The following is a 24,507-nucleotide window of genomic DNA, read 5'->3' as shown; positions in this document are numbered from 1 at the left end:
TCCGTCCCGCCGGTACGCCTCCGCGCGTGGCCGACGGTCCAGCGTGGAATCTCCGCGTACGCCGCCAGGTGGGCGGAGGATTCCCTGGTGGGAGGCCTGCCCGCCGGACGGGCGGCGCGCGGGGAGCGCGGTCACCACTTCCAAGTGACGGGAATCGATGTAGCAGAAAGTTGCATATTCCCTCCCATCGATCGGCCCTCTAGTGTCCATGACCAGCAGCGAGGGCATCGACCGGCGCCGATAACTACCCTTGCTGCGCGTCGGGTCGGATTCGTCCCGTACGCAGCATGACGACAGGCCTTCGGGCACGGGGACAGGAGGCGTGATGAGGGCGGGCGACACCGGATCCGCGGCGGCGGTTCCCGTCTCCGACGGGCCCACCTGCCGGTGCACCGCCACCACCGCGGGGGCCGCCGGGAAGGCGTACGACGACCGGCCCTTCCTGGCCGTGCCCGGCATGGTCGAGGAGCGCGTCGACCGGCACCCGCACCGCCGGGCGGTGTCGTTCCGGGGCCGCTCGCTGACGTACCGCGAACTCGACGACCTGGCCAACGGCGTCGCCGCCGCCCTCGCGGGGCGGGGCGTCCGGCGGGGCGACGTGGTGCCCGTCCTGATCGCCGACGGGCTCGAACTGCCCGTCGTCGACCTGGCGCTGATGAAGCTCGGCGCGGCCTTCGTGCCCGTCGATCCCGGCTGGCCGGCGGACCGGCTGCACGCCGCGCTGCGGGAGGTGCGGCCCCGGCTCGCGGTGGTACGCGGCACCGGCCCGCGTCCCGACACCGGCGACATCCCCTGCCTGCCCGTCGACCTCGACGAGATCGTCCCGACCCGCCGTCGGCCCGGCGTGCCGATCGGCCCGGCCGACCTGATCTACGGCATCTTCACCTCCGGCACCACCGGCACCCCGAAGTGCGCACTGAACCGGCACGACGGCATCGCCAACCGGCTGCGGTTCATGACGCGGCACTTCGCGGCGACCGGCGACGAGGTGGTGCTCCAGAACAGCCGGCACACCTTCGACTCGTCGGTGTGGCAGATGTTCTGGCCGCTGACCACAGGTGGCCGCACCGTGGTGCCGGTCGAGGGCGGGTTCCTCGACGTCGAGCGGACCATCCGCACCATCGCCGACGAGACCGTCACGATGACCGACTTCGTGCCGAGCGTGCTCGGCGCGCTGGTGTCGGTCCTGGACCGGGACCCGGCGGCCCGGCGCGCCGTCGCCTCGCTGCGCAACGTGATCGTCGGCGGCGAGGAGATCGACCCCTGGGCGGTGCACCGGCTGGTCGAGTTGGTCCCGGGCGTGGCGGTCACCAACGGCTACGGCCCGACCGAGGCGTCGATCGGAATGATCTTCCACACCGTCGCCCGCGGCGACGGTGACGTCATCCCCATCGGCCGCCCCATCGACAACTGCCACGCCGCCGTCGTGGACGACGAGCTGCGCCCCCTGCCGCCGGGGGAGACCGGCGAGATCGTCATCGGCGGCGTCTGCCTGGGCGAGGGCTACCTCGGCGATCCGGCCCGCACCGCCGAGGTGTTCGTGCCCAACCCGCTGCCCGGCATCCCGGGTGCCCGGCTCTACCGCACCGGCGACCTCGGCCGGATCGCCCCCGACGGCCGGCTGCACTTCGCCGGCCGCCGCGACCACCAGCTCAAGGTCAACGGCGTCCGGATCGAGGCGGGCGAGATCGAGACCGCCGCCACCCGGCTGGCCGGCGTACGGCTCGCGAAGGTGCTGCTGGCCCGCGAGCACCGGGGGAAGTCGCTGGCCCTCTTCCTCGCCGCCGACCCCGAGGTGACCGAGCCGCTGGTGCGGGCGCACCTGCGCGGGCTGCTGCCCCGCACCCACGTGCCCCGGCACGTCGTCGTGCGCGACGCGCTGCCGCTGACCGGCAACGGCAAGGTCGACCGGCAGGCGCTGGAGGCATGGCTGGACCGTACGCTCGCCGACCGGACCCGCCCGTCGGCCGCGCCCGCCGAGGCGCGGACGCTGGCCGACCGGGTGCTGGGGGTGTTCCGGACGGTCCTCGGCCGGCCCGACCTCGACCCCGACACCGACTTCCTCGACGCCGGGGGCGACTCGCTCCAGGCCCTCGACGCGGTCACCGCCCTCGGCGCGGACCAGAGCCTGCGCGTCGGCGTGCAGGACCTGTTCACCCACCGCAGCGCCACCCGGCTCGCCCGGGCGCTCGCCGTACGGCTGCGCACGGCCGATCCCACCGAGACCGAGGACGAGCTGGTGGAGCGGGACGCGAAGATCCCGGCCGACCTGCCCGTACGCCCCGTCGGCCGGCGCCGGGCGCCGCGTACGGTCCTGGTCACCGGGGCCACCGGCTTCGTCGGCGCGCGCCTGGTGCACGAGCTGCTCGCCACCACCGACGTCCGGGTGCTGTGCCTGGCCCGCGCGGCCGACGACGCCGAGGCCACCGCCCGCGTCGTCGGCGCGCTGGCCGAGCGGGGCCTGTGGCGGCCCGGCCACGACCCGCGCCTGCACGCGTACGCGGCCGACCTCGGCAGCCCGGCCCTCGGCCTGACCCCGCAGGCGTGGGACCGGCTGGCCCACGACTGCGACCTCGTGCTGCACGCCGGGGCGCTCGTCAACTTCCTGTTCGACTACCGGGCCCACCGCGCCGCGAACGTCCTCGGCACCGCCGAGCTGCTGCGGCTGTGCCTGACGGGACGGCCGAAGCCGCTGCACCACGTCTCCACCCTCGGCGTCCTCGACAGTGAGGCCGCCCGCCATCCGCAGCCGCTGCCCGAGACGTACGACCCGGCCCTCGCCGTCCCGCCGACGAGCGGCTACAGCCGGTCGAAGTGGGTGGCGGAGCGGTACCTCGACGACGCCCGGCGGCGTGGCGCGACCGTCACCGTGCTGCGCCTCGGCGAGGTGATGCCCGCGGCCGACGACGGCCACCCCAACCCCCGGGCCCTGACCCACCTGCTGCTGGCGGCCTGCCACCGGCTGGGGATGCGGCCCGACGCGCCCGTGCGCTCCGACTGGACGCCGGTGGACTGGGCCGCCCGGCGGATCGTCGCCACGGTCGTCGACCCGCGCCAGTGGGGCGGCACGCTGCATGTCCTGCACCCGGTGAGCGTCGACTTCACCGACCTGCCGCTGGGCGGCGCGGACGCCCTGCCCCGGGTGAGCTGCGCGCGGTTCCTGGCGGGGCTGCGCGAGGCGGCGGACGGGGGCGACCGCGACGCCGCCGTGCTGCTGGCCCTCTTCCCGCCCGGCGCGGGCGCCGACGAGGAGCGGCTGCGCGCGGTCTTCGCGACGCTGCTCACCGACAACCCCCGGCTCTTCCGGCGCGACGGCTGCGCCGAGCTGGAACGCCGCCGGGGCTTCACCGACCACCGGCTCGGCCCGTCCGTCGGCGCCTACCGCGCCTGGCTGGGCGCGCACGAGGGGCGGGAGGCCGACCGGCTGCTGCTGCCGGCGGGACCAGGGTGAACGGTCGCGCGCGACGCGATTTCCGGCACGGATGAGGGAGTGGAATGCGATACCGCAGGATGGGTCGGCTCGGCTGGCAGGTCAGCGAGGTCGGGTACGGGATGTGGGGCATCGGGGGCGGACCCGGCGGCTTCACCGGCTGGGACTACGACACCGCGCCGGCCTGCCTGGACGAGGCGGTGGAACGGGGCTGCAACTTCTTCGACACCGCCTGGGTCTACGGGCGGGGCGTCAGTGAGCAGCTCCTCGGCGGCCTGGTGCGCCGGCACCCGGACCGCCGGCTGTACCTGGCCACCAAGATCCCGCCGAAGAACCGCGAGTGGCCGCCCGGCCCCCAGGACACCCTGGACGACGTCTTCCCGGCCGAGCACATCCGCGAGTTCACCCACCGCAGCCTCGAGAACCTCGGCGTGGACCGGATCGACCTGCTCCAGTTCCACGTCTGGGAGGACCGGTGGGCCGCCGACGGCCGCTGGCAGGAGGCCGTCGCGGACCTCAAGCGGGAGGGCGTGGTCGACGGCGTCGGGATCAGCGTCAACCGGTGGGAGCCGACGAACTGCCACGCCGCCCTCGACACCGGCCTGATCGACGTCGTGCAGGTCATCTACAACGTCTTCGACCAGGCGCCGGAGGACGAGCTGTTCCCGCGCGCCCAGCGCGACGACATCGCGATCATCGCCCGCGTCCCGTTCGACGAGGGGACGCTGACCGGCACGCTGACCGCCGACAGCACCTGGCCGGAGGAGGACTGGCGCAGCACGTACTTCGGGCCGGAGAACCTGCTGCCCAGCGTGGAGCGCGCCGAGCGGCTGGCCGCCGACGTGCCGGCGGGGATGACCATGCCGGAGCTGGCGCTGCGGTTCATCCTGCACCACCCGGCGGTGAGCACGGTGATCCCCGGCATGCGCCGCGCCGAGCACGTCCGCGCCAACCTGGCCGTCAGCGACGGCGTACCGCTGGACGCCGGGCTGCTGGACACGCTGCGCGGCCACCGGTGGGACCGCAAGCCGACGTCGTGGTCGCAGTGAGCGCGCCCCACCGCGGCGCCGCCCCACGGCGGCGGGAGACGCGGTACGGGAGGCCGGCATGCCGGTGATCGCCATGTGGGCGCACCCCCGGGCGCTCTCCACCGCGTTCCTGCGCATGATGATCGCCCGCGGCGACGTCACGGTCGTCCACGAGCCCCTGGTCACCCTCGTCGACGAGGGGCACGTCGAGCTGCCAACCGCCGACGGCGGCACCGTCACCGTGACCGACGCGGCCGAGGTCGTCGCGCACCTGACGGAGCTGGGCCGGGACCGGACCGTCTTCGTCAAGGACACGCTCGAATACCGCTACCGGCACCTGTTCGCCGATCCCGGGGCGATCGCCGACGTCACGCACACCTTCATCGTCCGGGAGCCGGCCCGCGCGATCAGCTCGCACTACGCGATCAAGCCGACGGTGACCTGCCCGGAGATCGGCTACGAGCACCAGTGGGAGCTGTACGACCTGGTCAGCCGGACCGCGCACCGGCCGCCGGTGGTGATCCGGGCCGAGGACCTGCTGCGGCACCCGGGGGAGACGGTGTCGGCCTGGTGCGAGGCCGTGGGGCTGCCCTTCCTGCCCGAGGCGCTGAACTGGGCGCCGGGGGAGCGCACCGAGTGGCGGCGTACGCGCAAGTGGCACCTCGACGTCGAACGCACCTCGGGCTTCTCGCCGGTCGAGAAGTCCTTCGAGACGACCGTCGCCAACAACGACACCCTGCGGTCGTACCACGACTACCACCAGCCCTTCTACGAGCGGCTGATCCGGCACGCCATCTCCATCGGGGAGGACTCATGACCATCACCACCGCGCCACCCGTGACCGCGCCGTCGACGCTGTCGCCCGGTGAGCTGTTCGCCCGCGCGTACGCCGACGATCCCGCCGGCGCCGAGGTGCGCTTCGACTACACCATCACGGACGCCTTCCAGCCGACCAAGGAACGCCCCCGGGTGACCGTGCGCAACCTGTTCCGCAAGCGGCCGGTCGGCATGGAGCCGGTCCGGTTCTGGTCCGAGGGCCGGCCCGACGCGGGCGAGGCCGCCGCCGTGCACGAGTCGGTCCTGCGCCGGGAGGCCGCCTTCCGGTTCGGCACCGCCTCCGCCGGGGTGCACCCGATCCGCGCCTGGGTGCGCATCCCCGAGGAGCTCGCCGACGACCCGGAGGCGCTTGCCTCCTTCATCGACTACCGGCTGCTGGTCCGCCTCGCCACGGCCGAGAACCAGGCGCTGACCATCGGCGAGGGCGGCCTGCTGCGGCACCCGGAGATCGGGCGGCTGCCGTACCGGCACGACTGGCTCAGCGGCCTGCTCGCGGCCTGCGACGAGATCGAGCAGACCGGGGCCACCCCGCACGCGATGATCGTCAACCCGCGGGACTACTACACCCACCTGCTCGGGAAGGGCTCCCTCCTGACGGACCTGACCCGCAACGGCGTCCAGATCAGCCGTACGCGGATGGTGGCGCCGGGCGAGGCGGTGGTGGGCGACTTCGCGATGGCGGCCCGTCTGCTGGACGCCGGACGGTCCGCGATCCGCGTCGACACCCCGCCGCCCGGCACCCTGTCGACCGACGGCCCGGCCGTCTGTGCCGAGATCCACGAGGGACTGGCGGTGCACCTGCCGACCCACTTCTTCCACGTAGTACCGGCCTAGCGCCTCGTCATACCGCCTTGGGCGGGTGGTCCGTGCTGCGTGGCCGGTGGTGGCCGCCGAGCCGGTCCGGGGCGGGAGGGTGTGTGTGACGCTGTCGAGCTGAGTCGTCTGTGACATCAGGCGCCGTCCGGGCCAGTGTGGCCCCAGACGGCGGTGAACCGTCTGCGACATCAGCTCGACAGCGTCCCACGTGCGGACACTTCCGCCGACGGACACCATGACGGCTAATCGCGAACACGGCGCCTTGAGGTGCGGGGCTGCTCCGCGCGCATCGCCGCGCTCTACGTGCCGATCGCCCCGGGGCTGCTTCGTCAGCAGGCTGCCGCCGGGGCTGGTGCGTTCGCGGACCCGGTTGAGGGGTCGCGGACCCAGGTGGTGGTGCAGCCGTCGGCGACGGTCTTGAGTCGCCGATTGGATCGTTCCGCTTCGATGCCGCTATCCTGAGCGCGAGGTGCCCGGTCGGCCTCGGTCTGCCTGGTCGTTGGTCGATCCACTGAGGATCTCGACCTGCGTCGGCAACCGCGACGCCGGACCGCCTCACCGCCCAGCAGCGCCTTCGGAACACGGGGCTAGGAGCGTCACCGCATGACCACGACCGGCGGGAAACTATCGTTCTACCGGCCCATCGTCCCGCTCTTCGCCGCGATCTTCCTGTGCCTGCTCGGCGTGGGCGCGTCCCTGGCGGTGCTGCCGTTCTACGTCCTCGACGAGCTGGGCGGCAACCGGGTCCAGGTGGGGGTGGTGATCGCCGCGATCGCGGTCTCCGCCGTGATCGCCCGGCCCATCGCCGGCAGGGTCGGCGACCGGCACGGGTACCGGACGGTGATGCTGGGCGGGGCGGTGGTGTGCGCCGCCGCCGGGGCGGCCTACCTGGTGGCCGGCAACGTCGGCGTGCTTGTCGGCGTCCGGGTCCTGCACGGGATCGGTGAGGCGGCCGTCTACACCGCAGGCGCGGCCTGGCTGGTGGCGCTGGCGCCGGCCGACCGGCGGGGCCGCGTCGTCGGCCTGTACGGCATCTACATGTGGCTGGGCATCACGCTGGGCGCCCTGCTCGGCGCGGTGCTGCTGCGTACCTCCGGTTATCCGGCGGTGTGGCTGTTCGCGGTCCTGGCGGCGGCCGTCGGGGCCGCGCTCGTCGCCACCCGGCCGCGGCCGCAGCAGGCGAGCCCGGCGGGCCGGGCCGGCATCCTGCCGCGCAGCGCGGTGGCGCCCGGCGTCGCGCTCTCCCTGGCCGGGTTCGGCTACGCCGCGCTGGCCGCGTTCGTGGCCCTGCACATGGCGGAGCGGGGCATCGAGAACGGCATCGTCGCGTTCAACGCGTTCGGCTTCACCTACGTGGGGGTCCGGCTCGTCGTGGGCGGGCTGCCCGACAAGCTCGGCGCCGGCCGGGTGGCCGTCGGGTCGGCCCTGGTGGAGGCGGTGGGGCTGCTCCTGGTCGCGGTCGCGCCGAACCTGCTGGTCGCGGTCCTCGGCGGGCTGGTGATCGGCGCCGGGCTCTCGCTGCTCTTCCCGGCGCTGGCACTGTTGGTGATCAACCGTACGGACCCGGCCCACCAGGGGACGGCGCTCGGCGCGTTCACCTCGTTCTGGGACATCGGCCTGGTGGCCGGGGCGCCGCTGGCCGGCCTGGTCGCCAGCATGGCCGGCTATCCGGCGGTCTTCCAGGTGATGCTGCTGGCGGCGCTGCTGTCGGCGGCCCTCTCGGCGTGGACGATGCTGCCCCGCCGCTCCCCGTTGAACCAACACTCCGGCTGACTTCCCGCCCATCCCCATGCTCCGCTGATCATGAGGTTGGCGGCGGAGGCGATCTCCTCGGCTGCCGCCAACCTGATGAAACCGACGCGCGTGGCCGGGCGGCCGAGCGGCGGGGTGCCGGGTCGGTCAGGGGAGGCGGGACGGGGACAGCGGGGTGGGATCGACCGGGGGCGGGGCGTCGACCGCCAGCGCGGCGAGCAGGGCGCCCGCCGCCGGCGAGGTCTGGACGCCGTAGCCGCCGAGCCCGGCCATCCAGAGGAAATCCGGCGCGTCGGGTGCCGGGCCGATCACGGGCACGTCGTCCGGGGCGGAGGTCCGCAGCCCGGCCCAGGGCTGGTGGACGCGGCGGATGTCCAGTGTGGTCGCCGCCTGTACCCGGTCGGCGCCGATCGCCACGTCGAGGTCGTCGGGGCGGGCGTCGCCCGGCGGCACGGGAGTGGTGTCGCACGGGGAGACCAGCAGGCGCCCCGACTCCGGCTTGAAGTAGAAGGTGCCGTCGACGTCGTTGACCATCGGCCAGTCCCCCGCAGGGACGCCGGCCGGCGCGTCCACCAGGAAGGCGGTGCGCCGCAGGGGCGTCAACCCCGCCGGTCGTACGCCGGCCGCCGTCGCGACCTCGTCGGCCCAGGCGCCCGCCGCGTTGACGACGACCCGGGCGCTGAACTCGCCGGCGTCCGTGTCCACCTGCCAACCGTCGCCGCCGCCCCGCAGCCAGCGTACCCGCGCGCCGCACACGACCCGGCCGCCGGCCGCCCGGATGCCGCGCAGGTAGCCCTGGTGCAGCGCGGCGACGTCGAGGTCCCGCACGGCCGGCTTCACCATCGCCCGCCGGCACCACTGCGGCCGCACGACGGGGCAGTGCCGGGGCAGGTCGGCGACGTCGATCTCGCGGGCCGGCGGGTCCACCTCGGCCCCGTCGCGCAGCGCCGCCTCGAAGGCGTCCTCGCTGCCCGGTGGGCAGAGGCTGAGCGTGCCGCGCGGAGTGAGCAGCGGGTGTTCGGCGAACCCCGGCGGCGGCGCGGTGAGGAAGCCCCGGCTGGCCCGGGTCAGCGCGCGCACCGCCGGCCCGCCGTAGTACTCGGAGAACACGGCGGCCGAGCGGCCGGTGGAGTGCTGGCCGGGGGCCTGCTCCATCTCCAGCAGCACCACGGTCCCGTACGCGGCGAGGTGGTGTCCGGCGCTGGCGCCCGCGATTCCGCCGCCGATGACCAGATAGTCGATCATCGATTGAACGGTAGTCGGCGGGCCCTGTGCGGACAAGGCCCGCCGAACATCGATCTCCCGCCGCAGCCGCAGCCGCAGTTCACGGCCGCGACCGCAGCCGCGGCCGCAGCCGGAGTCCACGGCCGCGGCCGCGGGTGAGCCGTGCGGCCCGCCGGTGCGGCGGGCCGCGTGGGTCAGGGGCCGCAGTAGAGCAGGCGGTTCGGCGTACCGCTGACGACGCCCGTCACCACTCCGGTCGTCGCCCTGCCGACCAGGTACGCGGCCACCTGCGCCGGGCTCCAGGTCGGATTGGCCGAGAGGGCGAGCGCGGCGCAGCCGGTGACGTGCGCGGCGGCCATCGAGCTGCCGCTGATGGTGGTCACCGACGCGTCGCCGGTGTGCCAGGTGGAGGTGATGTTGGCGCCGGGGGCGAAGAGGTCGATGCAGCTGCCGTGGTTGCCGCTCGGCATCCGGGCGTCGGTGCTGGTGGTGCCCGCCACGGTGAGCGCCGCCGCGACCCGCGCCGGGGAGTAGTTGCAGGCGTTGGCGTTCGAGCTGCCCGCCGTGACCGCGTAGGTCACCCCGGACGAGATCGACCGGTTCACCGCGGCGTCCAGCGCCGTGCTGGCGCCGCCGCCGAGCGCCAGGAGCGCCACCGCCGGCCGCACGGCGTTCGCGGTGACCCAGTCCACCCCGGCGATCACCTGGGAGAAGGTGCCGCTGCCGGCGCAGTTGAGCACCCGTACCGGCCGCAGCTGGATCTCCTTCGCCACCCCGTGCCGGGTGCCGCCGATGGTGCCGGCGAGGTGGGTGCCGTGGCCGTTGCAGTCGTCCGCCGGGCCGCCGTCGACGAGGTCGACGCCGCCGCCGGCCCGGATGCCGAAGTCGCCGTGCGTGCTCCGGATGCCGGTGTCGATGACGTACGCGTGCACGTTGTGCGCGGTGTTCGGGTAGGCGTACCGGCCGTTGAGCGGGAGGTTGCGCTGGTCGATGCGGTCCAGGCCCCACGAGGGCGGGTTGAGCTGCACGCCCGGCCCGACGAGGGTCACCACCCGGTCGCGCTCCACGTACGCCACGGCCGGGTCGGCGGCGAGCCGCCGGGCGGCCCGCTCCGGCAGGTGCGCCACGAATCCGTTGAGCGCGTGCCCGTAGACGCGGTCGACGGTGGCCCCGTAGCGGTCGGCCAGGCGGCCGGCGGTGTCCGCGACGGTGGCCCGCCGGTCGTCGGCGCGTCCGATCGCGTCGTCCCTGAGCACGACGACGTATCCGTCGGTCACCGCGTTCGGGGCGTCGGCGTGCAGGATCTCGCCGGTGGCCGGGGCGGCCGCCGCGGGGGTGCCCATCGCGGCGACGACCGCGGCGGCGGCGAGTACGCCCACCGTGCGGGCCCGCCATCGCCGGGTACGGGGAAGTGTCATCTGCCGGTCCTCCTCCTGTCGGCCCCGCGCCGGCTCGTGACCGGACGCGGAGCAGCCTGGCCGTTGAGAGGAGGCTATCGGCTATATAGATCCATCTGAATGCCTGTCGGGGTGTCGGCTACCCGGCGAAGCGGTAGAGCACGAATCCGTACGGGGACTCCGCCCCGGCGTCCCCGCTCTGCCTGCCGGCACCGCAGGCGATCACGCTGGTGTTCCACGAGCACGTGTCGCTGCGTACGTCCGCCAGCTGGCCCAGCTCGGCCACCTCACCCGAGCCCACCGAGAGCCCGGCGACGCTGCGGTCGTCCTCGACCGAGCTGGGCGGGTCGGCGAGGAGCAGCAGGTTGCCCGCGTCCAGCCGGACCGCCACCCCGCCACGATCGGCGAGCACGGCGCGACCGTCGGGGCCGAACAGTGTGCCGGCCGACTCCGGGGAGGTCCGCCGGGCGAGCAGGTGCTCGCCGAGCGGCACGAGCCGGGTCGCCCGGGGCGCCTTCCACCGGCTCACCTTCTCCTCGGTGGCCGCCACGACCTCGGTGGTCTCGTCGTCGCCGCCGGTCACCTCCAGCAGGCACGCCCGCCGCTCGCCGCAGGGCACCAGGGCCTCCGGGCGGCGCTTGTCGTCCTCGGCCGTGTACAGCACCTTCGGCTGGGCGTCGCTCGTCAGGTCGTACGCGAGCAACTGGTAACCGGCGTCGTCGCGGGCCACGTAGAGGCGGTCCTCGTGCGCCACCACCAGGTCGTCGTGGTCGGCCACCCCGGCACGGGTGCGGACCACCTGGCCGCTGCCCATGTCGACCAGTCGGACCGACCGGTCCGCGCCCACCTGCACGATGCGGTTGACCTCGCCGCGCCAGGGATCGCGCGGGGAGCCGTCGAGGAAGGCCGGGCCGCCCAGGGCCTTGTCGGTGGTGACCGGGTGGACGCTGGTGCGGGTGTTGTCGTACTCGTCGCGCGGGCTGGGCTGCGACCAGACCTCCCCGCCGTCGCCGAGACGCAGCCCGACGAGCCGCTTGCCGGCGCGGTCCACCTGCACCGCGACGCCGTCGCCGAAGATCACGTCGTCGTTGCCCAGGATCGACCGGCGCCACCGCTGGTCGCCCGAGGCGCCGTCGAGCAGCACGAGGTCCCGGGGGGTGTCGTCGCCGATCGCGTCGGCGAAGACCGCGACCGCGCCGGGCAGGGCGACGATCCCCTTCCACCGGTCGGAGGACACCGCGGTCTGCTTGCGCCACTTCACCGCGCCGGTGCCGGCGTCGACCGCCACCAGCTCCAGCCGCCCGTCGCCGAGCGGATACCCGAGATAGGCCCGCTGCCCGAGGACCGCGGTGAACATGTCCGCCGGTCGTTCCGTGCCGGCGGGCACCCGGGTCAGCTGGTCGACGGTCCGGAACTCCAGGGCGGGATAGCGGTCCCGGATCAGGTACAGCACCGCCGCCGTCGCCACGCCGGCGAGCGCGAGCACGGCGGCGAGCGAGATCCACAGCGCCCGGCGTCGGGGGAGCGCCGGCCCACTCCGGCCGCCGCCGGGCGATGCCGACACCGGCGTGCCGGAGACGGGTACGCCCGGCCACGCCCCCGCGGGACCACCTGGGGGTACGCCCGGCGGTGCGAACGGGTCGGGCGGTGACGGTGCGGCGGGCACGGTCGGGGCGGCCGGCGGCCCGGCGACCATGGTCGGCGTCAGCCCGGCGGGCAGGGCCGGGGTCACGCCCTCCGGTCCGGCGACGGCGGTCGGCGTGGGGGCCGGGCCGGCGGGCACGGTCGGCGCACTGCCGTCCTGGCCGCCGACGCCGTCCCCCGGCGCGGCGGGCGCGTGCGGCGAGCTGCCGGCGGATGCGGGCTGCGCCGGCACGGCGGGCGGTGCCGGTGCGGGGGCCTGCGGTGCCGGCGCGGCGGGATCGGGCGGTGGTGCTCCGGCCGGCTGCGCCGGAGCGGGGGGTGGCGCGGGTGCGGCGAAGGCGTCGGCGGCCCGGGCGCGCCGGGGCAGGGGCAGGTCGGTCAGCGCCCCCTCGGCCACCGGCAGCTCCGGCTGCTCCAGCACGGTCGGGGCGATGCCAAGTTCGGCGTGCAGCAGCCGGGCCACCATCGGCATCCGGGTGGCGCCACCGACCAGGAACAGGCCGGAGAGCTGCTGCGGGTCGAGGCCGGCCGCGCCGATCACGTCGCGGGTCACCGCCACCGCCCGGCACAGCAGCGGCCCGGCCACCCGCTCCAGGTCGGCCCGGGTGAGCGTGACCGCCGCCTCCACCCCCGGCACGGCCACCGGCGCCGCCGGCACCCGCGACAGCATCTCCTTCGCGCCCCGGACGTTCTCCCAGAGCTCGTGCCGCTCCCGCCACTGGGTCGCGGACTCCGGGCGGGTCAGCCGCTCCCAGCGGTCGGGGTGCGCCTCGGCGACCAGCTCGCCGAGCCGGGCCAGCAGGGCGGCGTCCACGTCCAGGCCACCGAGGTCGTCCGCGCCGCCCGCGGTGACGACCGTGAACCCGGAGTCGCCCCACGGGTCGGCGCCCTCGTTGCGCAGCACCGCGACGTCCAGCGTTCCGGCGCCGAAGTCGAAGACCGCGATCGTCCCGCCCACCGGCACCGGGCGGCGCAGCACCTGCGTGTAGTAGCGGGCGGCGGCCACCGGCTCCCGCAGCAGCCGGGTGCCCGGCGGCGTGGGACCGGAGAGCGTGTGCTCGGCCGCCGACGGCCAACCGGCCGTCGCCAGGGCGTCGGCCAGCACCTGGCGGCGGGCGGCGTCCCAGGTCGCCGGGCACGTCAGCACCGCCGGGGGCAGGAACCCGACCGCCTCGACGGCCGCCCGGGCCACCGCGTGCAGCGTCGCGGCCAGCAGTTCGGCCGGCGGATACCGGCGGTCACCCAACACGACGGCGGGCTCGTCGATGCGCCGCTTCGGGTTGGGCTCGTACCGGCCCGGATCGGTGCGGGCCAGCCGCTGGGCGTCCCGGCCGGCGTGCAGCAGCCCGTCCGCGTCGGCGTACACGCCGGAGGGGATGATCGGCTGCCCGTCCACGAGCAGTGCTCGGGTGTGCCCGTCGGGCCGGCGCAGCACGGCGACGGTGTGGGACGTGCCGAGGTCGACGCCGAGGGCGTACCCCTCGTGCTGGCCTGCCATCTGCCGTTACCTCCGCGGGACGAGGGGATGCCCGGCCCCGAATCGTACGCAGCAGCCGCACCAGCGCCGTTCGCGCCCTGACGTGCGACTCAGGCGGCGCGGACCGTCACCCGACGACCAGGTCCAGGCCGGCGATCTGCTCGGGGTCGGCGACCACCTCGATGCCGAGGATCCGGTCGGTGACCACGAAGCTGAGCACCAGGCGGGTACGGCCGTCGACGAGCACCACCGCCCCCGGTGCGCCGTCCACGAACGCCGGGACCGCCCCCTGCGCCTTGCCGGCGAAGAAGCTGGCGACCGTGGCCGAGCCGTGTGCCTCGCCGGCCCCGCCCATCCGCACGGCCGCCGCGTCGGAGCGCAGGACGACGTGCGGGTCGAGCAGGGTGAGCAGGTCGTCGAAGCGCCCCTCGCGGGACGCGGCGAGGAACGCCTCGACGGTCCCACGCTGCCGGGCCCGGTCGGCCTCCGGCGCCGGCGATCCGCCCTGCACACGCCGGCGGGCCCGGCTGGCGATCTGCCGTACGGCGGCCGGGCTGCGGTCGACCACGGGCGCGAGCTCGTCGAAGGAGACCGCGAACATGTCGTGCAGCACGAACACGAGCCGCTCGGTGGGGCCGAGGGTCCGGAGCACCACGTCCAGCGCGCGCCCGACTGACTCCGTGAGCATCGCCTCCCGCTCGGGGTCGGCCTCGCCAGCGTCGGGCGTGGTCGATTCGTCGGCGGCCACGTCGGCGGGCCGCTCGTGCCGCGCGGCGCTGGAGCCCAGCCGGTCGAGGCAGACCCGCCCGACGGTGGTGGTGAGCCAGCCCGGCAGGTTCTCGATGCCGTCGACGTCGGCGCGACTGAGCCGCAGCCAGGTGTCCTGGACCGCGTCGTCGGCCTCGGCCCGGGAGCCGAGCATCCGCTGGGCCACGGAGCGCAGCCGTTGGCGCTGCTCCTCGAAGCGCTCGGCGAGCAGGTCGGTGTCAGTCACGGCCTCGCCATCCCGGTCGGCCTCCGGCCTTCGTGTGGCCCGGGTCACATCTGTCACGTCGCCCCTCCGGCTGTCGACAGCAGGGTGACGAAGAGGAAAGCGCTGCGGCGGGGGCGTCGGCAGCGTAACAGGAAGGACGGCACACGATGTCCGTACAGGCCCGTATGCGGAACCCCGCGACCCTGCTTCCCGACGCGGTGAAGGCGATCAATCTGCTCTACAAGGCGGCCCACTCGGCCGGGGTTCCGGGGAGCACCCTGGAGCTGGTCCACCTGCGGGCCAGCCAGATCAACGGGTGCAGCGCCTGCCTCGACTCCGGCGCCCGCAACGCCCGGAAGGCGGGGGAGACCGAGGAGCGGCTGTTCGCGCTGGCCGCCTGGCGGGAGACGCCGTACTTCACCGACGCCGAGCGGGCCGCGCTCGCGCTCGCCGAGTCCGCGACCCGGCTCGCCGACCGGGCCGACCCCGTGCCCGACGAGGTGTGGGACGAGGCCGCCCGGCACTTCGAGGAGAAGGAACTGGCGGCGCTGGTGCTCTGGCTCGCCACGACCAACTTCTTCAACCGGTTGAACGCCACCACCCGCCAGCCCGCCCCGCAGAACTGGGGCTGAGCGGGCGACCGACCCGGGCGTACGGCGCGTGCCGCCGCACGCCCGGGTCGCCGCGTACGGCAAGGGGCGCTCAGACGGTGTGTACCAGCCGGAAGCGCTCGAGCAGCACCGCGGTGTCGTCGTCGACGGTGAAGCCCGGGTCACCCAGCTCGGCGCGCACCTCCGCGCTGTGCCAGAACGTCTCGTGCCCGGCCCGCCACTGCGCCACCGACTCGTACCCCTCGCCCTCGTCGAGGGCGTGCGGCAGGTCGACGTCGCCGAGCCGGACCACGCGTACCTCGGTCACCTCGATCACCGCGACCCGCCGGCCCGCCGAGTCGACCACCGCCGAGCGCTGACCCACCTCGGGCATCGGCTCGTCCGTCCGCTCGTAGCCGAGCACGAGGCTGGACGTCGACGTCTTCGCACCGGACAGGATCGCGGCCACCAACTGGTCCCGCAGCGGCCCGGGAAAGGCGAACTCCGCAGGAGGAAGATCATCAAGTTCCACGTCCGAAGGGTACGCGCCAGCGCTGCCCGGGGCGGTCGGGTTTTCGTCGCCGCCGTCGGCATCCACCGATGCCTGGCCCCGGCTGGTCTAATGGACCCATGCGCACGCGCCGAGCATCGACCGTCGCGACCTTCCTCGCCGCGGCCACTGTCGTCGTCGCCGCCCAGACGCCCGGCTGGCTCGCCACGCAGCGCGACGCGGCCCCCGCCGAGGCCGTCTCCAGCCGCGTACGGGACCCGTGGCTGTGGCAGGCGACCGTGGGGCAGCACCCGGTCGGCCCGGCCTCGGTGCTCTTCTTCACCGCGCACACCCGCTACTTCGAGTCCACCGGGGTCGTGATCGGTCGGGCCGGCGGCTACCGGCTGTTGCCGATCAGCGTGGGGGAGACGCACGGGATGCTCTCGCCCGACGGCAGGTGGTACCTGCGTGCCGGCACCGGCAGCCTCGTCGACCTGCGGACGGGCGACGAACGGCCCGCGCACCGGCCGGGCCTGCGCCCGCTGGCCTGGTCCCCGCACGGCAGGCAGGTCCTGTTCACCAGGGACAACGACGACGCCGTGATCACGTACGGGCCGGACAACCAGCAGCTCAACGACCCGTCGAAGCCCGACGACGTGCTCACCGTCGACCCCTGGACCGGGGCGGAGCGGGTGCTCCCGGTCGGCACGTTCGCCAGCCACAGCGCGGCGGCCTGGTCGCCCGACGGGTCGCTGCTGGCCGTGGCGGGCCGGGTCGACCCGACCGCAGAGGCTGCCGAGCGGGAACGGCTGGTGGTGGTCGACCCCGTCGGGGGCGGGGTGCGGTGGCAGGTCGAGCTGGGCGAGCAGCGGCAACTGGCCGGCCGGGGCGCCTGGAGCCCCGACGGCCGGCGGATCGCCGTGCTGGCATACGACGGCTGCGCCACGAACCGGTGCGCCGACACCGCCGAGATGCTCCGGCGCTCCTGGCGCATCGAGTATCTCGACGCGGCCACCGGCCGCCCGGTCGGCGACGCCACCCCTGTTCCCGGCTCAGCGGTGGAACTGGTCGCCTGGCGGAACGGTGAACCGGTGGTGGAGCGCCAGTCGCAGGAGCCGGACCATGCGAAGCGGCACACCGTTCTCGCGGCGGTCTCCGCCCAGGGTCGGGAGCAGGTGCTGCTGACCGCTCCGGAGGGCGTCAGCGACGTCGAGGTGCCGGGGGACCTGCTGGCCCGTGCCGCGTACGGGGGCCCGGAGCCGCGTCCGTCTCCGTTCGCCGCGCCGCCGTGGTGGTACGCCACGCTCGCCGTACCGCTGCTGCTGTTCGTCCTGGCCCTGGTACGTCGGCACCGAAGTTCTCGGCATTCGTGACCTCAAGGAGTTCTGGGCCCGTCGACAGCCGGCTGGAGGTTTGCCACCATCGGCGGATGCTCGGAAGGGAGAGGCCGGTGGTGGTTGCCGTCTGCGGATCTCCCGGAGCCGGAAAGACCACGGTCGCCATCGCATCGGCGCGCCGCCTCGGGCTACCGCTCCTGACCCGCGACGAGTTGAAGGCCGGCCTCGGGCTGTCCTCCGCTTCCGTCACCCAGGGTGGCGGCGTCCAGCTCGAATCCGATTTCCACATCGCCGGTGGTCCCTTCAGCCTCCGCGCTGAGGCTGTGATGGCCGACGCGGCCCGGCTGTTCGCGACCGCACGGGTCAGTTTCGTCGTGGAATCCTCGGTGTTGTCGCACACGCTGCTCGATGCGCTGATCACGTGTGGCGCACGAGTGCTCGCTGTGCACGTCGTGGCCGACGAGGCGGTGATCCGCGATCGCCTCCGTGCCAGAGCGGTCAGCGGCACGGCTGTCGACCAACAGCTCGAATCCCAGTTCGAGCGAGGCGAAATGAAGCGGTCGATCTTCGAGCCGCCGGACGGAGTCGACGCCGTCGTCGAAGTGGACACCTCAGACCACGGGGATCCGGTCATCGAACCCATCGAGGAAGCGGTCCTCACCCTGCTTCGGTCAGCGCCCTGACCGTACGTTCCGGTCCAGGCCGGATCGGGCGTTGAAACGGAACGTGGCGCCACCGCAGCTCGCCAGCTGCTACTGGCCCGCCGATGGCACGCAAGATCAAAGAGGGCTGAGACGAGAGCGGCCCAGGCTCGGCGAGAACGCCGCTGACCTGGGCCGGTACTGCTGGAGCGGGCGACGAGAATCGAACTCGCACCGTCAGTTTGGAAGACTGAAGCTCTGCCATTGAGCTACGCCCGCGTGCGCCCCGCCATCGCAGGGCGCGCCGACAGCGTACCGAATGACCCGCGTGCTCCGCGCGGCCGTATCCCCGGCGGGGTGGTGTCGGAGCGTCGGATGTCCGGTTGGTCCCCCTTCGGCGCGTTGAGGGACGCCCCGGGACTTCCGGCGGGTCGCGACGGCATAGACTGCTCGTCGCCACGGGGTGTGGCGCAGCTTGGTAGCGCACTCGCTTTGGGAGCGAGGGGCCGTGGGTTCAAATCCCGCCACCCCGACTGTCGTCCGCGGCCGGTCGCCGGGGTCGCCCTCTGTGCGGTCCCCGGCCGCTGCCGGTGCGTCCGGCCGGCTCGCCTACACTCGATGGGCTAATCACGCCCAGACTAAAACCGAGATCCGTCAAGGAGTACGCCTGTGAAGAGCACCGTCGAGACTCTGAGCCCGACGCGCGTGCGGCTCGCCATCGAGGTGCCGTTCGTCGAGCTCGAGCCGAGCCTCAGGAAGGCGTACCGGGAGATCGGGCAGCAGGTCCAGGTGCCCGGCTTCCGCAAGGGCAAGATTCCTGCGGCCGTGATCGACCAGCGGGTCGGCCGGGGCACCGTCCTCAACGAGGCGGTGCAGGAGGCCATCCCGCAGAACATCCTCGCCGCCGTCCGCGAGCACGACCTGAAGACGCTCGGCCGCCCCGAGGTCGAGATCACCGAGTTCAACGACGGTGACTCGCTGAACTTCACCGCCGAGGTCGACGTCCGCCCGGAGATCACCCTGCCGGACCCGGCCACCATCGAGGTGACCGTCGACGAGCTGCAGATCGACGACAGCGAGATCGACGAGCAGGTGAAGAACCTGCGCGAGCGGTTCGCCACCCTGAAGACCGTCGAGCGGGCCGCCCAGGAGGGCGACTACGTCCAGATCGACCTGAACGCGACCGTCGACGGCGAGGACGTGCCGGGCGGCTCCGCCAGCAACATCTCCCACGAGGTCGGCAGCAAGCAGCTCCTCCCGGGCCTGGATGAGGCCGTCGTCGGCCTGGCCGCCGGCGAGGACACCAGCTTCACCACCCAGCTCGTCGGCGGCGACTTCGCCGGCCGCGACGCCGAGGTGGCGGTGACCGTCCGCACGGTCAAGGAGAAGGAGCTGCCGGAGCTCAACGACGAGTTCGCCCAGATGGCGAGCGAGTTCGACACCATCGAGGAGCTGCGCGGCGACCTGCGGGAGCGGGTCACCCGGGGCAAGCGGGTCGAGCAGATCTACGCCGCCCGCGACAAGGCGCTGGAGCAGATGGTGGCCGCCGCCGAGGTGCCGGCGCCGGAGGGCATCGTCCGCGAGGAGGTCGAGAGCCGCAAGCAGGCGATGGTCGACCAGCTCGAGCGGATCGGCGCCTCGCTGGAGGAATACCTCGCGGCCGAGGAGAAGACCGAGGAGCAGATCGACGCCGAGCTGACCGAGGCGGCGACCGAGGGCGTCAAGGTCCAGCTGCTGCTGGACACCCTGGCCGACGCCGAGGACGTGCAGGTCTCCGACGACGAGTTCGGCCACGAGATCGTGCACCGGGCCCAGCGCGCCGGGATGGCTCCGCAGCAGTACTACGACCAGCTGGTCCGCTCGGGCGCGGCCGGTGCCGTCTTCGGTGACGTGCGGCGGGGCAAGGCCCTGGCCTCGGTCATGGAGCGCATCAAGATCAAGGACTCGGCGGGCAACGAGGTCACCCTCGACGCGCTGCGCGCCGAGAACGAGGCCGAGCACAACCACGAGCACTGACAGTGCGGGGAGGCCGCCGTCCGCCGCCTGCGGTGGACGGCGGCCGATTCCCTTTTCGGGTACGCCTCGGCGGTACTGCGCTGATAGCGAACACTGCCCGGACCGGCGCTCTGCCATCCGGCTGAGCGGTTAGTGTCGGGTAGGACGGTACGGAGAGCGAAGGGCTGCCATGACCGACATGCACATCCAAGCGAAGCCGCTCCGGGCGATCGATGCCCGCGGTGGCGACACCATTGGCAACCTCGACGACTCGGTCTACAACCGGTTGCTCAAGGAACGCATCATCTTCCTGGGCAGCGAGGTGACCGACCAGGTCGCCAACCGCATCTGCGCGCAGCTCCTGCTGCTCGCCGCGGAGGACCCGGACCGCGACATCAACCTCTGGATCAACTCGCCGGGCGGTTCGGTCTACTCCGGCATGGCGATCTACGACACCATGCAGTTCATCGACAACGACGTCTCGACCGTGGCGATGGGCATGGCGGCGTCCATGGGTCAGCTGCTGCTCTGCGCCGGCACCAAGGGCAAGCGCTACGCCCTGCCGCACGCGCGGATCATGATGCACCAGCCCTCCGGCGGTCTGGGCGGCACCGCGTCCGACATCGCCATCCAGGCGGAGCAGATGCTCTACACCAAGCGGATGTTCCAGGAGCGGGTCGCGCACCACACCGGCCAGAGCCAGGCGCAGATCGAGGCGGACTCCGACCGCGACCGCTGGTTCACCGCCCAGGAGGCCCTGGACTACGGCTTCATCGACAAGGTGATCATCGGGGCCGCCCAGGTTCCGGATGGCGCCGGGACCCTGAGCTGAGGAGCTGACGATGACCGACCTGAGCCTGCCGCCCCAGTTCGCGGCCGTGCACAACCGCTACGTCCTGCCGTCGTTCGTCGAGCGCACGTCGTACGGGGTCAAGGAGTCCAACCCCTACAACAAGCTCTTCGAGGACCGGATCATCTTCCTCGGCGTCCAGGTCGACGACGCGTCGGCCAACGACGTGATGGCGCAGCTGCTGACGCTCGAGGGCACCGACCCGGACCGCGACATCATCATGTACATCAACTCGCCCGGCGGTTCGTTCACCGCCATGACGGCGATCTACGACACCATGCAGTACGTCCGGCCGGACATCTCGACGGTCTGCCTCGGCCAGGCCGCCAGCGCGGCGGCCGTGCTGCTGGCCGCCGGCACCCCGGGCAAGCGGATGGCGCTGCCGAACTCGCGGATCATCATCCACCAGCCGGCCACCGAAGGCGGCTACGGGCAGGGCTCGGACATCGAGATCCAGGCCCGGGAGATCCTGCGGATGCGCACGCAGCTCGAGGACATGCTCTCGCGGCACTGCAACCAGCCGATCGAGAAGGTCCGCAAGGACATCGACCGTGACAAGATCATGACGGCCGAGGAGTCCAAGGAGTACGGGCTGGTGGACACCATCCTCACCAGCCGCAAGAAGGGCCTGCTGGCGGCCAACGCCGCCAGCTGAACAGCTCGGGTCGCGGTCGGCCGGGAGTCCGCTCCCGGCCGACCGTCTGACACACCCGTTTTGGGGGTCGGAGAAACCCCCGCCAGCGGGTAACGTCGGGTCTGTGCCGCTCCACCGGTACGCCGGCGGGGTGGACGAGCGGGGTGAAACGAGGCGGACGCTTCCACGTCCGCAGGCGAGGGCCGGGTCTCCGGCCGACGAGTGCAGGGAGAACGTAGGTGGCACGGATCGGTGACGGCGGCGACCTACTGAAATGCTCGTTCTGCGGTAAGTCGCAGAAGCAGGTCAAGAAGCTCATCGCGGGCCCTGGGGTCTACATCTGCGACGAGTGCATCGATCTCTGCAACGAGATCATCGAGGAGGAGTTGGCCGAGTCCGGCGAGGTGAAGTGGGAAGAGCTTCCCAAGCCGATGGAGATCTGCCAGTTCCTCGACACCTACGTCGTCGGGCAGGACCAGGCCAAGAAGGCGCTCGCCGTCGCGGTCTACAACCACTACAAGCGGATCCAGGCCGAGGCGGCCGGCGCGCCGGGCTCCGGCAGTGACGCTGTCGAGCTGGCCAAGTCCAACATCCTGCTGCTCGGCCCGACGGGGTGCGGCAAGACCCACCTGGCGCAGACCCTGGCGCGGATGCTGAACGTGCCGTTCGCCATCGCCGACGCCACCGCGCTCACGGAGGCCGGCTACGTCGGCGAGGACGTGGAGAACATCCTCCTCAAGCTGATCCAGGCCGCCGACTACGACATCAAGCGCGCCGAGACCGGCATCATCTACATCGACGAGGTCGACAAGATCGCCCGCAAGTCGGAGAACCCGTCGATCACGCGGGACGTCTCCGGCGAGGGCGTCCAGCAGGCGCTGCTCAAGATGCTGGAGGGCACGGTGGCCAACGTGCCGCCGCAGGGCGGGCGCAAGCACCCCCACCAGGAGTTCATCCAGATCGACACCACGAACGTGCTGTTCATCTGCGGTGGTGCCTTCGCCGGGCTCGACCAGATCATCGAGGCCCGCACCGGCCACGGCGGCACGGGCTTCGGCGCCCGGCTCCGGTCGGTCTCCGAGCGGTCGACCGATGACATCTTCAGCCAGGTCATGCCGGAGGACATGCTGAAGTTCGGGCTGATCCCCGAGTTCATCGGCCGGCTCCCGGTGATCACCAACGTGCGCAGCCTCGACCGCATCGCCCTGGTGCGCATCCTCACCGAGCCGCGCAACGCCCTGGTCCGGCAGTATCAGCGCCTCTTCGAGCTCGACGGCGTCGAGCTGGAGTTCGAGCCGCCGGCCCTGGAGGCGATCGCCGACCAGGCGATGCTGCGCGGCACGGGCGCCCGCGGCCTGCGCGCGATCATGGAAGAGGTCCTGCTCTCCGTGATGTACGAGGTGCCGAGCAACCCCGACGCCGCCCGGGTGCTGATCACCCGCGAGGTGGTGCTCGAGAACGTCAACCCGACGATCGTTCCCCGCGAGTTCACCGGCCGGCGTGCCCGGCGGGACCGCGAGGAGAAGTCGGCCTGATCCACCGCCGCCGCGCCCGACCGCTCCGGTCGGGCGCGGTGTCATGTCCGGCCCGGCCGACGCCGGAGGCTCGATCCACCCGTGGCCCGGGAGCCCCGCACCGCTTCGACGCTGTCGCCGCGTCCCCTCCGGTCGTACGCTGATCCCCATGCGCGTCGCCGTCTGTCAGCTGAACTCCCGGGACGACCGTAAGGCGAACCTCGCGGCCGCGGAGGCCATGCTGGAACGTGCGGCGGCGGCCGGCGCGGATCTCGCGCTTCTGCCGGAGTTCGTCGACTATCTCGGGCCCGCTGCGGGGCTCCCCGAGCCGGAGCCGGTCGACGGCGAGGTGGGCCAGTTCTTCGCCGGCGTCGCCCGGCGGCTGGGCATGTGGCTGATCGCCGGGTCGATCCACGAGCGCGGGCCGGAACCGGCCCGCACCTGGAACACCTCCCTGGTCTTCGACCGCTCGGGCACGCTCGCCGCCAGCTACCGGAAGATCCACCTGTACGACGTGGAGATCCCCGGCCGGGTCTCCTACCTGGAGTCGGCCACCGTCGCCCCGGGCGACCAGCCGGTGGTCGTCGACGTCGAGGGCCTTCGCGTCGGCCTGTCGATCTGCTACGACCTGCGGTTCCCGGAGCTGTACCGACAGCTCGTGGTCGAGGGCGGCGCCCAGTTGCTCGTGGTGCCGGCGGCCTTCATGGTCCACACCGGGCGGGACCACTGGGAGGTGCTGCTGCGCGCGCGGGCGATCGAGAACCAGTGCTTCGTCGCCGCGGCGGGGCAGGTCGGCGACCACGAGCCGAGCCGGAGCTGTTACGGACGCAGCATGGTGGTCGACCCGTGGGGGACGGTGCTCACCCAGGTGCCCGACGGCCCGGGCCTGGCCGTCGCCGACCTCGATCTCGACCGGCTGCGGACGATCCGCGCCGAGCTGCCGAGCCTCGCGAACCGCCGGCTCTGACGCTCACCCCTGAAGCAGTACGCCCAGCACGGCGAAGCCGGCGATCGCGGCGGCCGTGACCAGGAGTGCCGTCGTCATACGGGACCGACCGCGGCGGGCCAGCCGAGCCACCGAGACCAGGACGACGAAGACCACGAAGGCGCCGATGACCAGCTGCCAGAACGGCAGCAGCAGTCCCGTCAGCGCGTCCTCGGCGAGCACGGTCACCCGGGTACGCGGGAGGTCAGCCATGACAGACACTCTGGCACGCCGGGACCGCCTTCGGACCCACGTGGTCGTCACGAATGCGCGACGCCGGCGGTCGTTCCGGATCTACAGTGACGAACGCCGATTTGCCTTCTCCGGGCGGGCGGCGTAACTTTCTCTCTGCACGCGGGAGGCCGGACAAACCGGCCGACAACGGCACCAGGCTCGTGGCGGAGACGCCGGGCGAGGCTGAGGATCCGGGCGGTGCGAGGACACTCCAAGATGGGGTTGCGATCGCGAGACTGACCGGGTAGAGTTCGGAAGCCGGCAGGAGCCGGGCGGATGGCCACGAAGTGGCGATCGGCCGGTCTGCGGCTCCCCACGACAGCAACGACCGCCGTGAAACGGCGAGCGTCATCGTGGAATTCGGAACACTCCTTGATCACCTCGGACACGAGGTTGACGACGGGAAGCGAACCGAGTAAGGTAAAGAGGTTGCCCCAAGCGGGTTCCCACAATGTGGGACACCCGAGTGGTGTGTGGTTGTTCTTTGAGAACTCAACAGGGTGCTTGATAAGCCAGTGCCAATTATGATTTACACCCCGGACTGGCAAGCCATTTATGGTTTGTTGGTCTTGGATTCCTTTGGCAACACTTTTTGTTGTCGGGACAGTTTTTCAACAAGTTTTTGTTGGAGAGTTTGATCCTGGCTCAGGACGAACGCT

At 72.9% G+C, this 24,507-nt stretch carries 19 protein-coding genes and 2 tRNA genes; 14 read left to right on the top strand and 7 right to left on the bottom strand.

The window, feature by feature from the left end:
• Positions 1-325 precede the first annotated feature (325 nt).
• From AB0B83_RS13035 to AB0B83_RS13015, 5 genes are all read left to right on the top strand, one after another.
• A complete protein-coding gene (locus AB0B83_RS13035; protein ID WP_357578330.1) occupies positions 326-3,451 on the top strand; it encodes a non-ribosomal peptide synthetase in 3,126 nt (1,041 codons plus the stop codon).
• A 44-nt stretch (positions 3,452-3,495) separates the two neighbouring features.
• Positions 3,496-4,479, top strand: a complete 984-nt coding sequence (locus AB0B83_RS13030) for an aldo/keto reductase (RefSeq protein ID WP_357578329.1) — start codon at positions 3,496-3,498, stop codon at positions 4,477-4,479.
• A 58-nt stretch (positions 4,480-4,537) separates the two neighbouring features.
• Entirely contained in the window at positions 4,538-5,275 is a 738-nt protein-coding gene (locus AB0B83_RS13025) for a hypothetical protein (RefSeq protein ID WP_357578328.1), read from the top strand.
• Positions 5,272-6,129 carry a family 3 encapsulin nanocompartment shell protein gene (locus AB0B83_RS13020; RefSeq protein WP_357578327.1) on the top strand — a complete coding sequence of 286 codons (858 nt, stop codon included), beginning with the start codon at positions 5,272-5,274 and terminating at the stop codon, positions 6,127-6,129. Before AB0B83_RS13025 ends, AB0B83_RS13020 begins: the two co-directional genes overlap by 4 nt.
• Positions 6,130-6,714: 585 nt before the next feature.
• Complete coding sequence (locus AB0B83_RS13015; RefSeq protein WP_357578326.1) at positions 6,715-7,884, top strand: MFS transporter; 1,170 nt, start codon at positions 6,715-6,717, stop codon at positions 7,882-7,884.
• Positions 7,885-8,010: 126 nt separating this feature from the next.
• Here the strand turns inward: AB0B83_RS13015 and AB0B83_RS13010 are convergent, their stop codons facing one another.
• The 4 genes from AB0B83_RS13010 to AB0B83_RS12995 all read right to left on the bottom strand — a co-directional run bounded on the left by AB0B83_RS13010 (position 8,011) and on the right by AB0B83_RS12995 (position 14,599).
• Positions 8,011-9,108: an FAD-binding oxidoreductase gene (locus AB0B83_RS13010; protein WP_357578325.1), complete on the bottom strand. Its 1,098-nt coding sequence runs from the start codon at positions 9,106-9,108 to the stop codon at positions 8,011-8,013.
• Between the two features lie 173 nt (positions 9,109-9,281).
• Positions 9,282-10,505, bottom strand: coding sequence for a S8 family peptidase (locus tag AB0B83_RS13005; RefSeq protein WP_357578324.1), 1,224 nt, complete (start codon positions 10,503-10,505; stop codon positions 9,282-9,284).
• 118 nt (positions 10,506-10,623) lie between these two features.
• The gene (locus AB0B83_RS13000; protein WP_357578323.1) at positions 10,624-13,626 is read right to left on the bottom strand and encodes a hsp70 family protein; all 3,003 of its coding nucleotides are present in this window, start codon (positions 13,624-13,626) and stop codon (positions 10,624-10,626) included.
• Positions 13,627-13,732: 106 nt separating this feature from the next.
• Entirely contained in the window at positions 13,733-14,599 is an 867-nt protein-coding gene (locus AB0B83_RS12995) for a sigma-70 family RNA polymerase sigma factor (RefSeq protein ID WP_357578322.1), read from the bottom strand.
• A 146-nt stretch (positions 14,600-14,745) separates the two neighbouring features.
• Between AB0B83_RS12995 and AB0B83_RS12990 the strand changes: the two genes are divergently transcribed.
• Complete coding sequence (locus tag AB0B83_RS12990) at positions 14,746-15,210, top strand: carboxymuconolactone decarboxylase family protein (RefSeq protein ID WP_225852341.1); 465 nt, start codon at positions 14,746-14,748, stop codon at positions 15,208-15,210.
• Positions 15,211-15,280: 70 nt separating this feature from the next.
• Here the strand turns inward: AB0B83_RS12990 and AB0B83_RS12985 are convergent, their stop codons facing one another.
• Positions 15,281-15,700: an ASCH domain-containing protein gene (locus tag AB0B83_RS12985; protein WP_357578321.1), complete on the bottom strand. Its 420-nt coding sequence runs from the start codon at positions 15,698-15,700 to the stop codon at positions 15,281-15,283.
• Between the two features lie 98 nt (positions 15,701-15,798).
• Here AB0B83_RS12985 and AB0B83_RS12980 point away from each other — a divergent pair, with 98 nt between their 5' ends.
• Together AB0B83_RS12980 and AB0B83_RS12975 are read left to right on the top strand one after the other, a co-directional pair.
• Positions 15,799-17,031 carry a hypothetical protein gene (locus tag AB0B83_RS12980; RefSeq protein ID WP_357578320.1) on the top strand — a complete coding sequence of 411 codons (1,233 nt, stop codon included), beginning with the start codon at positions 15,799-15,801 and terminating at the stop codon, positions 17,029-17,031.
• 56 nt (positions 17,032-17,087) lie between these two features.
• Positions 17,088-17,678 (top strand): AAA family ATPase, encoded by a 591-nt coding sequence (locus AB0B83_RS12975; RefSeq protein ID WP_357578319.1) that lies wholly within the window; start codon positions 17,088-17,090, stop codon positions 17,676-17,678.
• A 163-nt stretch (positions 17,679-17,841) separates the two neighbouring features.
• Here the strand turns inward: AB0B83_RS12975 and AB0B83_RS12970 are convergent.
• Positions 17,842-17,915, bottom strand: a tRNA-Gly gene (locus tag AB0B83_RS12970).
• A 180-nt stretch (positions 17,916-18,095) separates the two neighbouring features.
• On the opposite strand from AB0B83_RS12970, the gene AB0B83_RS12965 reads away from it, so the two are divergent.
• The 6 genes from AB0B83_RS12965 (at position 18,096) to AB0B83_RS12940 (ending at position 23,596) form a co-directional block, all read left to right on the top strand.
• Positions 18,096-18,169: transfer RNA gene (locus tag AB0B83_RS12965), tRNA-Pro, on the top strand.
• Between the two features lie 136 nt (positions 18,170-18,305).
• Positions 18,306-19,652 carry a trigger factor gene (tig, locus tag AB0B83_RS12960; protein ID WP_132239241.1) on the top strand — a complete coding sequence of 449 codons (1,347 nt, stop codon included), beginning with the start codon at positions 18,306-18,308 and terminating at the stop codon, positions 19,650-19,652.
• A 169-nt stretch (positions 19,653-19,821) separates the two neighbouring features.
• Positions 19,822-20,463 carry an ATP-dependent Clp protease proteolytic subunit gene (locus AB0B83_RS12955; protein WP_091628855.1) on the top strand — a complete coding sequence of 214 codons (642 nt, stop codon included), beginning with the start codon at positions 19,822-19,824 and terminating at the stop codon, positions 20,461-20,463.
• Positions 20,464-20,473: 10 nt separating this feature from the next.
• Positions 20,474-21,136 carry an ATP-dependent Clp protease proteolytic subunit gene (locus AB0B83_RS12950; RefSeq protein WP_132239239.1) on the top strand — a complete coding sequence of 221 codons (663 nt, stop codon included), beginning with the start codon at positions 20,474-20,476 and terminating at the stop codon, positions 21,134-21,136.
• Between the two features lie 218 nt (positions 21,137-21,354).
• Positions 21,355-22,650 carry an ATP-dependent Clp protease ATP-binding subunit ClpX gene (clpX, locus tag AB0B83_RS12945; protein WP_151455911.1) on the top strand — a complete coding sequence of 432 codons (1,296 nt, stop codon included), beginning with the start codon at positions 21,355-21,357 and terminating at the stop codon, positions 22,648-22,650.
• Positions 22,651-22,798: 148 nt separating this feature from the next.
• Positions 22,799-23,596, top strand: a complete 798-nt coding sequence (locus AB0B83_RS12940) for a carbon-nitrogen hydrolase family protein (protein WP_357578318.1) — start codon at positions 22,799-22,801, stop codon at positions 23,594-23,596.
• Positions 23,597-23,599: 3 nt separating this feature from the next.
• Here AB0B83_RS12940 and AB0B83_RS12935 read toward each other — a convergent pair whose 3' ends face one another.
• Positions 23,600-23,827 carry a hypothetical protein gene (locus tag AB0B83_RS12935; protein ID WP_121399376.1) on the bottom strand — a complete coding sequence of 76 codons (228 nt, stop codon included), beginning with the start codon at positions 23,825-23,827 and terminating at the stop codon, positions 23,600-23,602.
• Positions 23,828-24,507: the final 680 nt, after the last annotated feature.

Source organism: Micromonospora sp. NPDC049060, assembly GCF_040649055.1.
In the GTDB taxonomy this organism is placed as follows: domain Bacteria; phylum Actinomycetota; class Actinomycetes; order Mycobacteriales; family Micromonosporaceae; genus Micromonospora; species Micromonospora reichwaldensis.
The sequence above is the reverse complement of the archived record's forward strand: the minus strand, read 5'-3'. Positions and strand labels throughout refer to the sequence as shown.

Excerpts from the sequence above, each read along its gene's own strand:
- AB0B83_RS13035 (WP_357578330.1), top strand. The coding sequence starts at position 326 with ATGAGGGCGGGCGACACCGGATCCGCGGCGGCGGTTCCCGTCTCCGAC.
- AB0B83_RS13030 (WP_357578329.1), top strand. The coding sequence starts at position 3,496 with ATGCGATACCGCAGGATGGGTCGGCTCGGCTGGCAGGTCAGCGAGGTC.
- AB0B83_RS13025 (WP_357578328.1), top strand. The coding sequence starts at position 4,538 with ATGCCGGTGATCGCCATGTGGGCGCACCCCCGGGCGCTCTCCACCGCG.
- AB0B83_RS13020 (WP_357578327.1), top strand. The coding sequence starts at position 5,272 with ATGACCATCACCACCGCGCCACCCGTGACCGCGCCGTCGACGCTGTCG.
- AB0B83_RS13015 (WP_357578326.1), top strand. The coding sequence starts at position 6,715 with ATGACCACGACCGGCGGGAAACTATCGTTCTACCGGCCCATCGTCCCG.
- AB0B83_RS13010 (WP_357578325.1), bottom strand. The coding sequence starts at position 9,108 with ATGATCGACTATCTGGTCATCGGCGGCGGAATCGCGGGCGCCAGCGCC.
- AB0B83_RS13005 (WP_357578324.1), bottom strand. The coding sequence starts at position 10,505 with ATGACACTTCCCCGTACCCGGCGATGGCGGGCCCGCACGGTGGGCGTA.
- AB0B83_RS13000 (WP_357578323.1), bottom strand. The coding sequence starts at position 13,626 with ATGGCAGGCCAGCACGAGGGGTACGCCCTCGGCGTCGACCTCGGCACG.
- AB0B83_RS12990 (WP_225852341.1), top strand. The coding sequence starts at position 14,746 with ATGTCCGTACAGGCCCGTATGCGGAACCCCGCGACCCTGCTTCCCGAC.
- AB0B83_RS12980 (WP_357578320.1), top strand. The coding sequence starts at position 15,799 with ATGCGCACGCGCCGAGCATCGACCGTCGCGACCTTCCTCGCCGCGGCC.
- AB0B83_RS12975 (WP_357578319.1), top strand. The coding sequence starts at position 17,088 with ATGCTCGGAAGGGAGAGGCCGGTGGTGGTTGCCGTCTGCGGATCTCCC.
- AB0B83_RS12955 (WP_091628855.1), top strand. The coding sequence starts at position 19,822 with ATGACCGACATGCACATCCAAGCGAAGCCGCTCCGGGCGATCGATGCC.
- AB0B83_RS12950 (WP_132239239.1), top strand. The coding sequence starts at position 20,474 with ATGACCGACCTGAGCCTGCCGCCCCAGTTCGCGGCCGTGCACAACCGC.
- AB0B83_RS12940 (WP_357578318.1), top strand. The coding sequence starts at position 22,799 with ATGCGCGTCGCCGTCTGTCAGCTGAACTCCCGGGACGACCGTAAGGCG.
- AB0B83_RS12935 (WP_121399376.1), bottom strand. The coding sequence starts at position 23,827 with ATGGCTGACCTCCCGCGTACCCGGGTGACCGTGCTCGCCGAGGACGCG.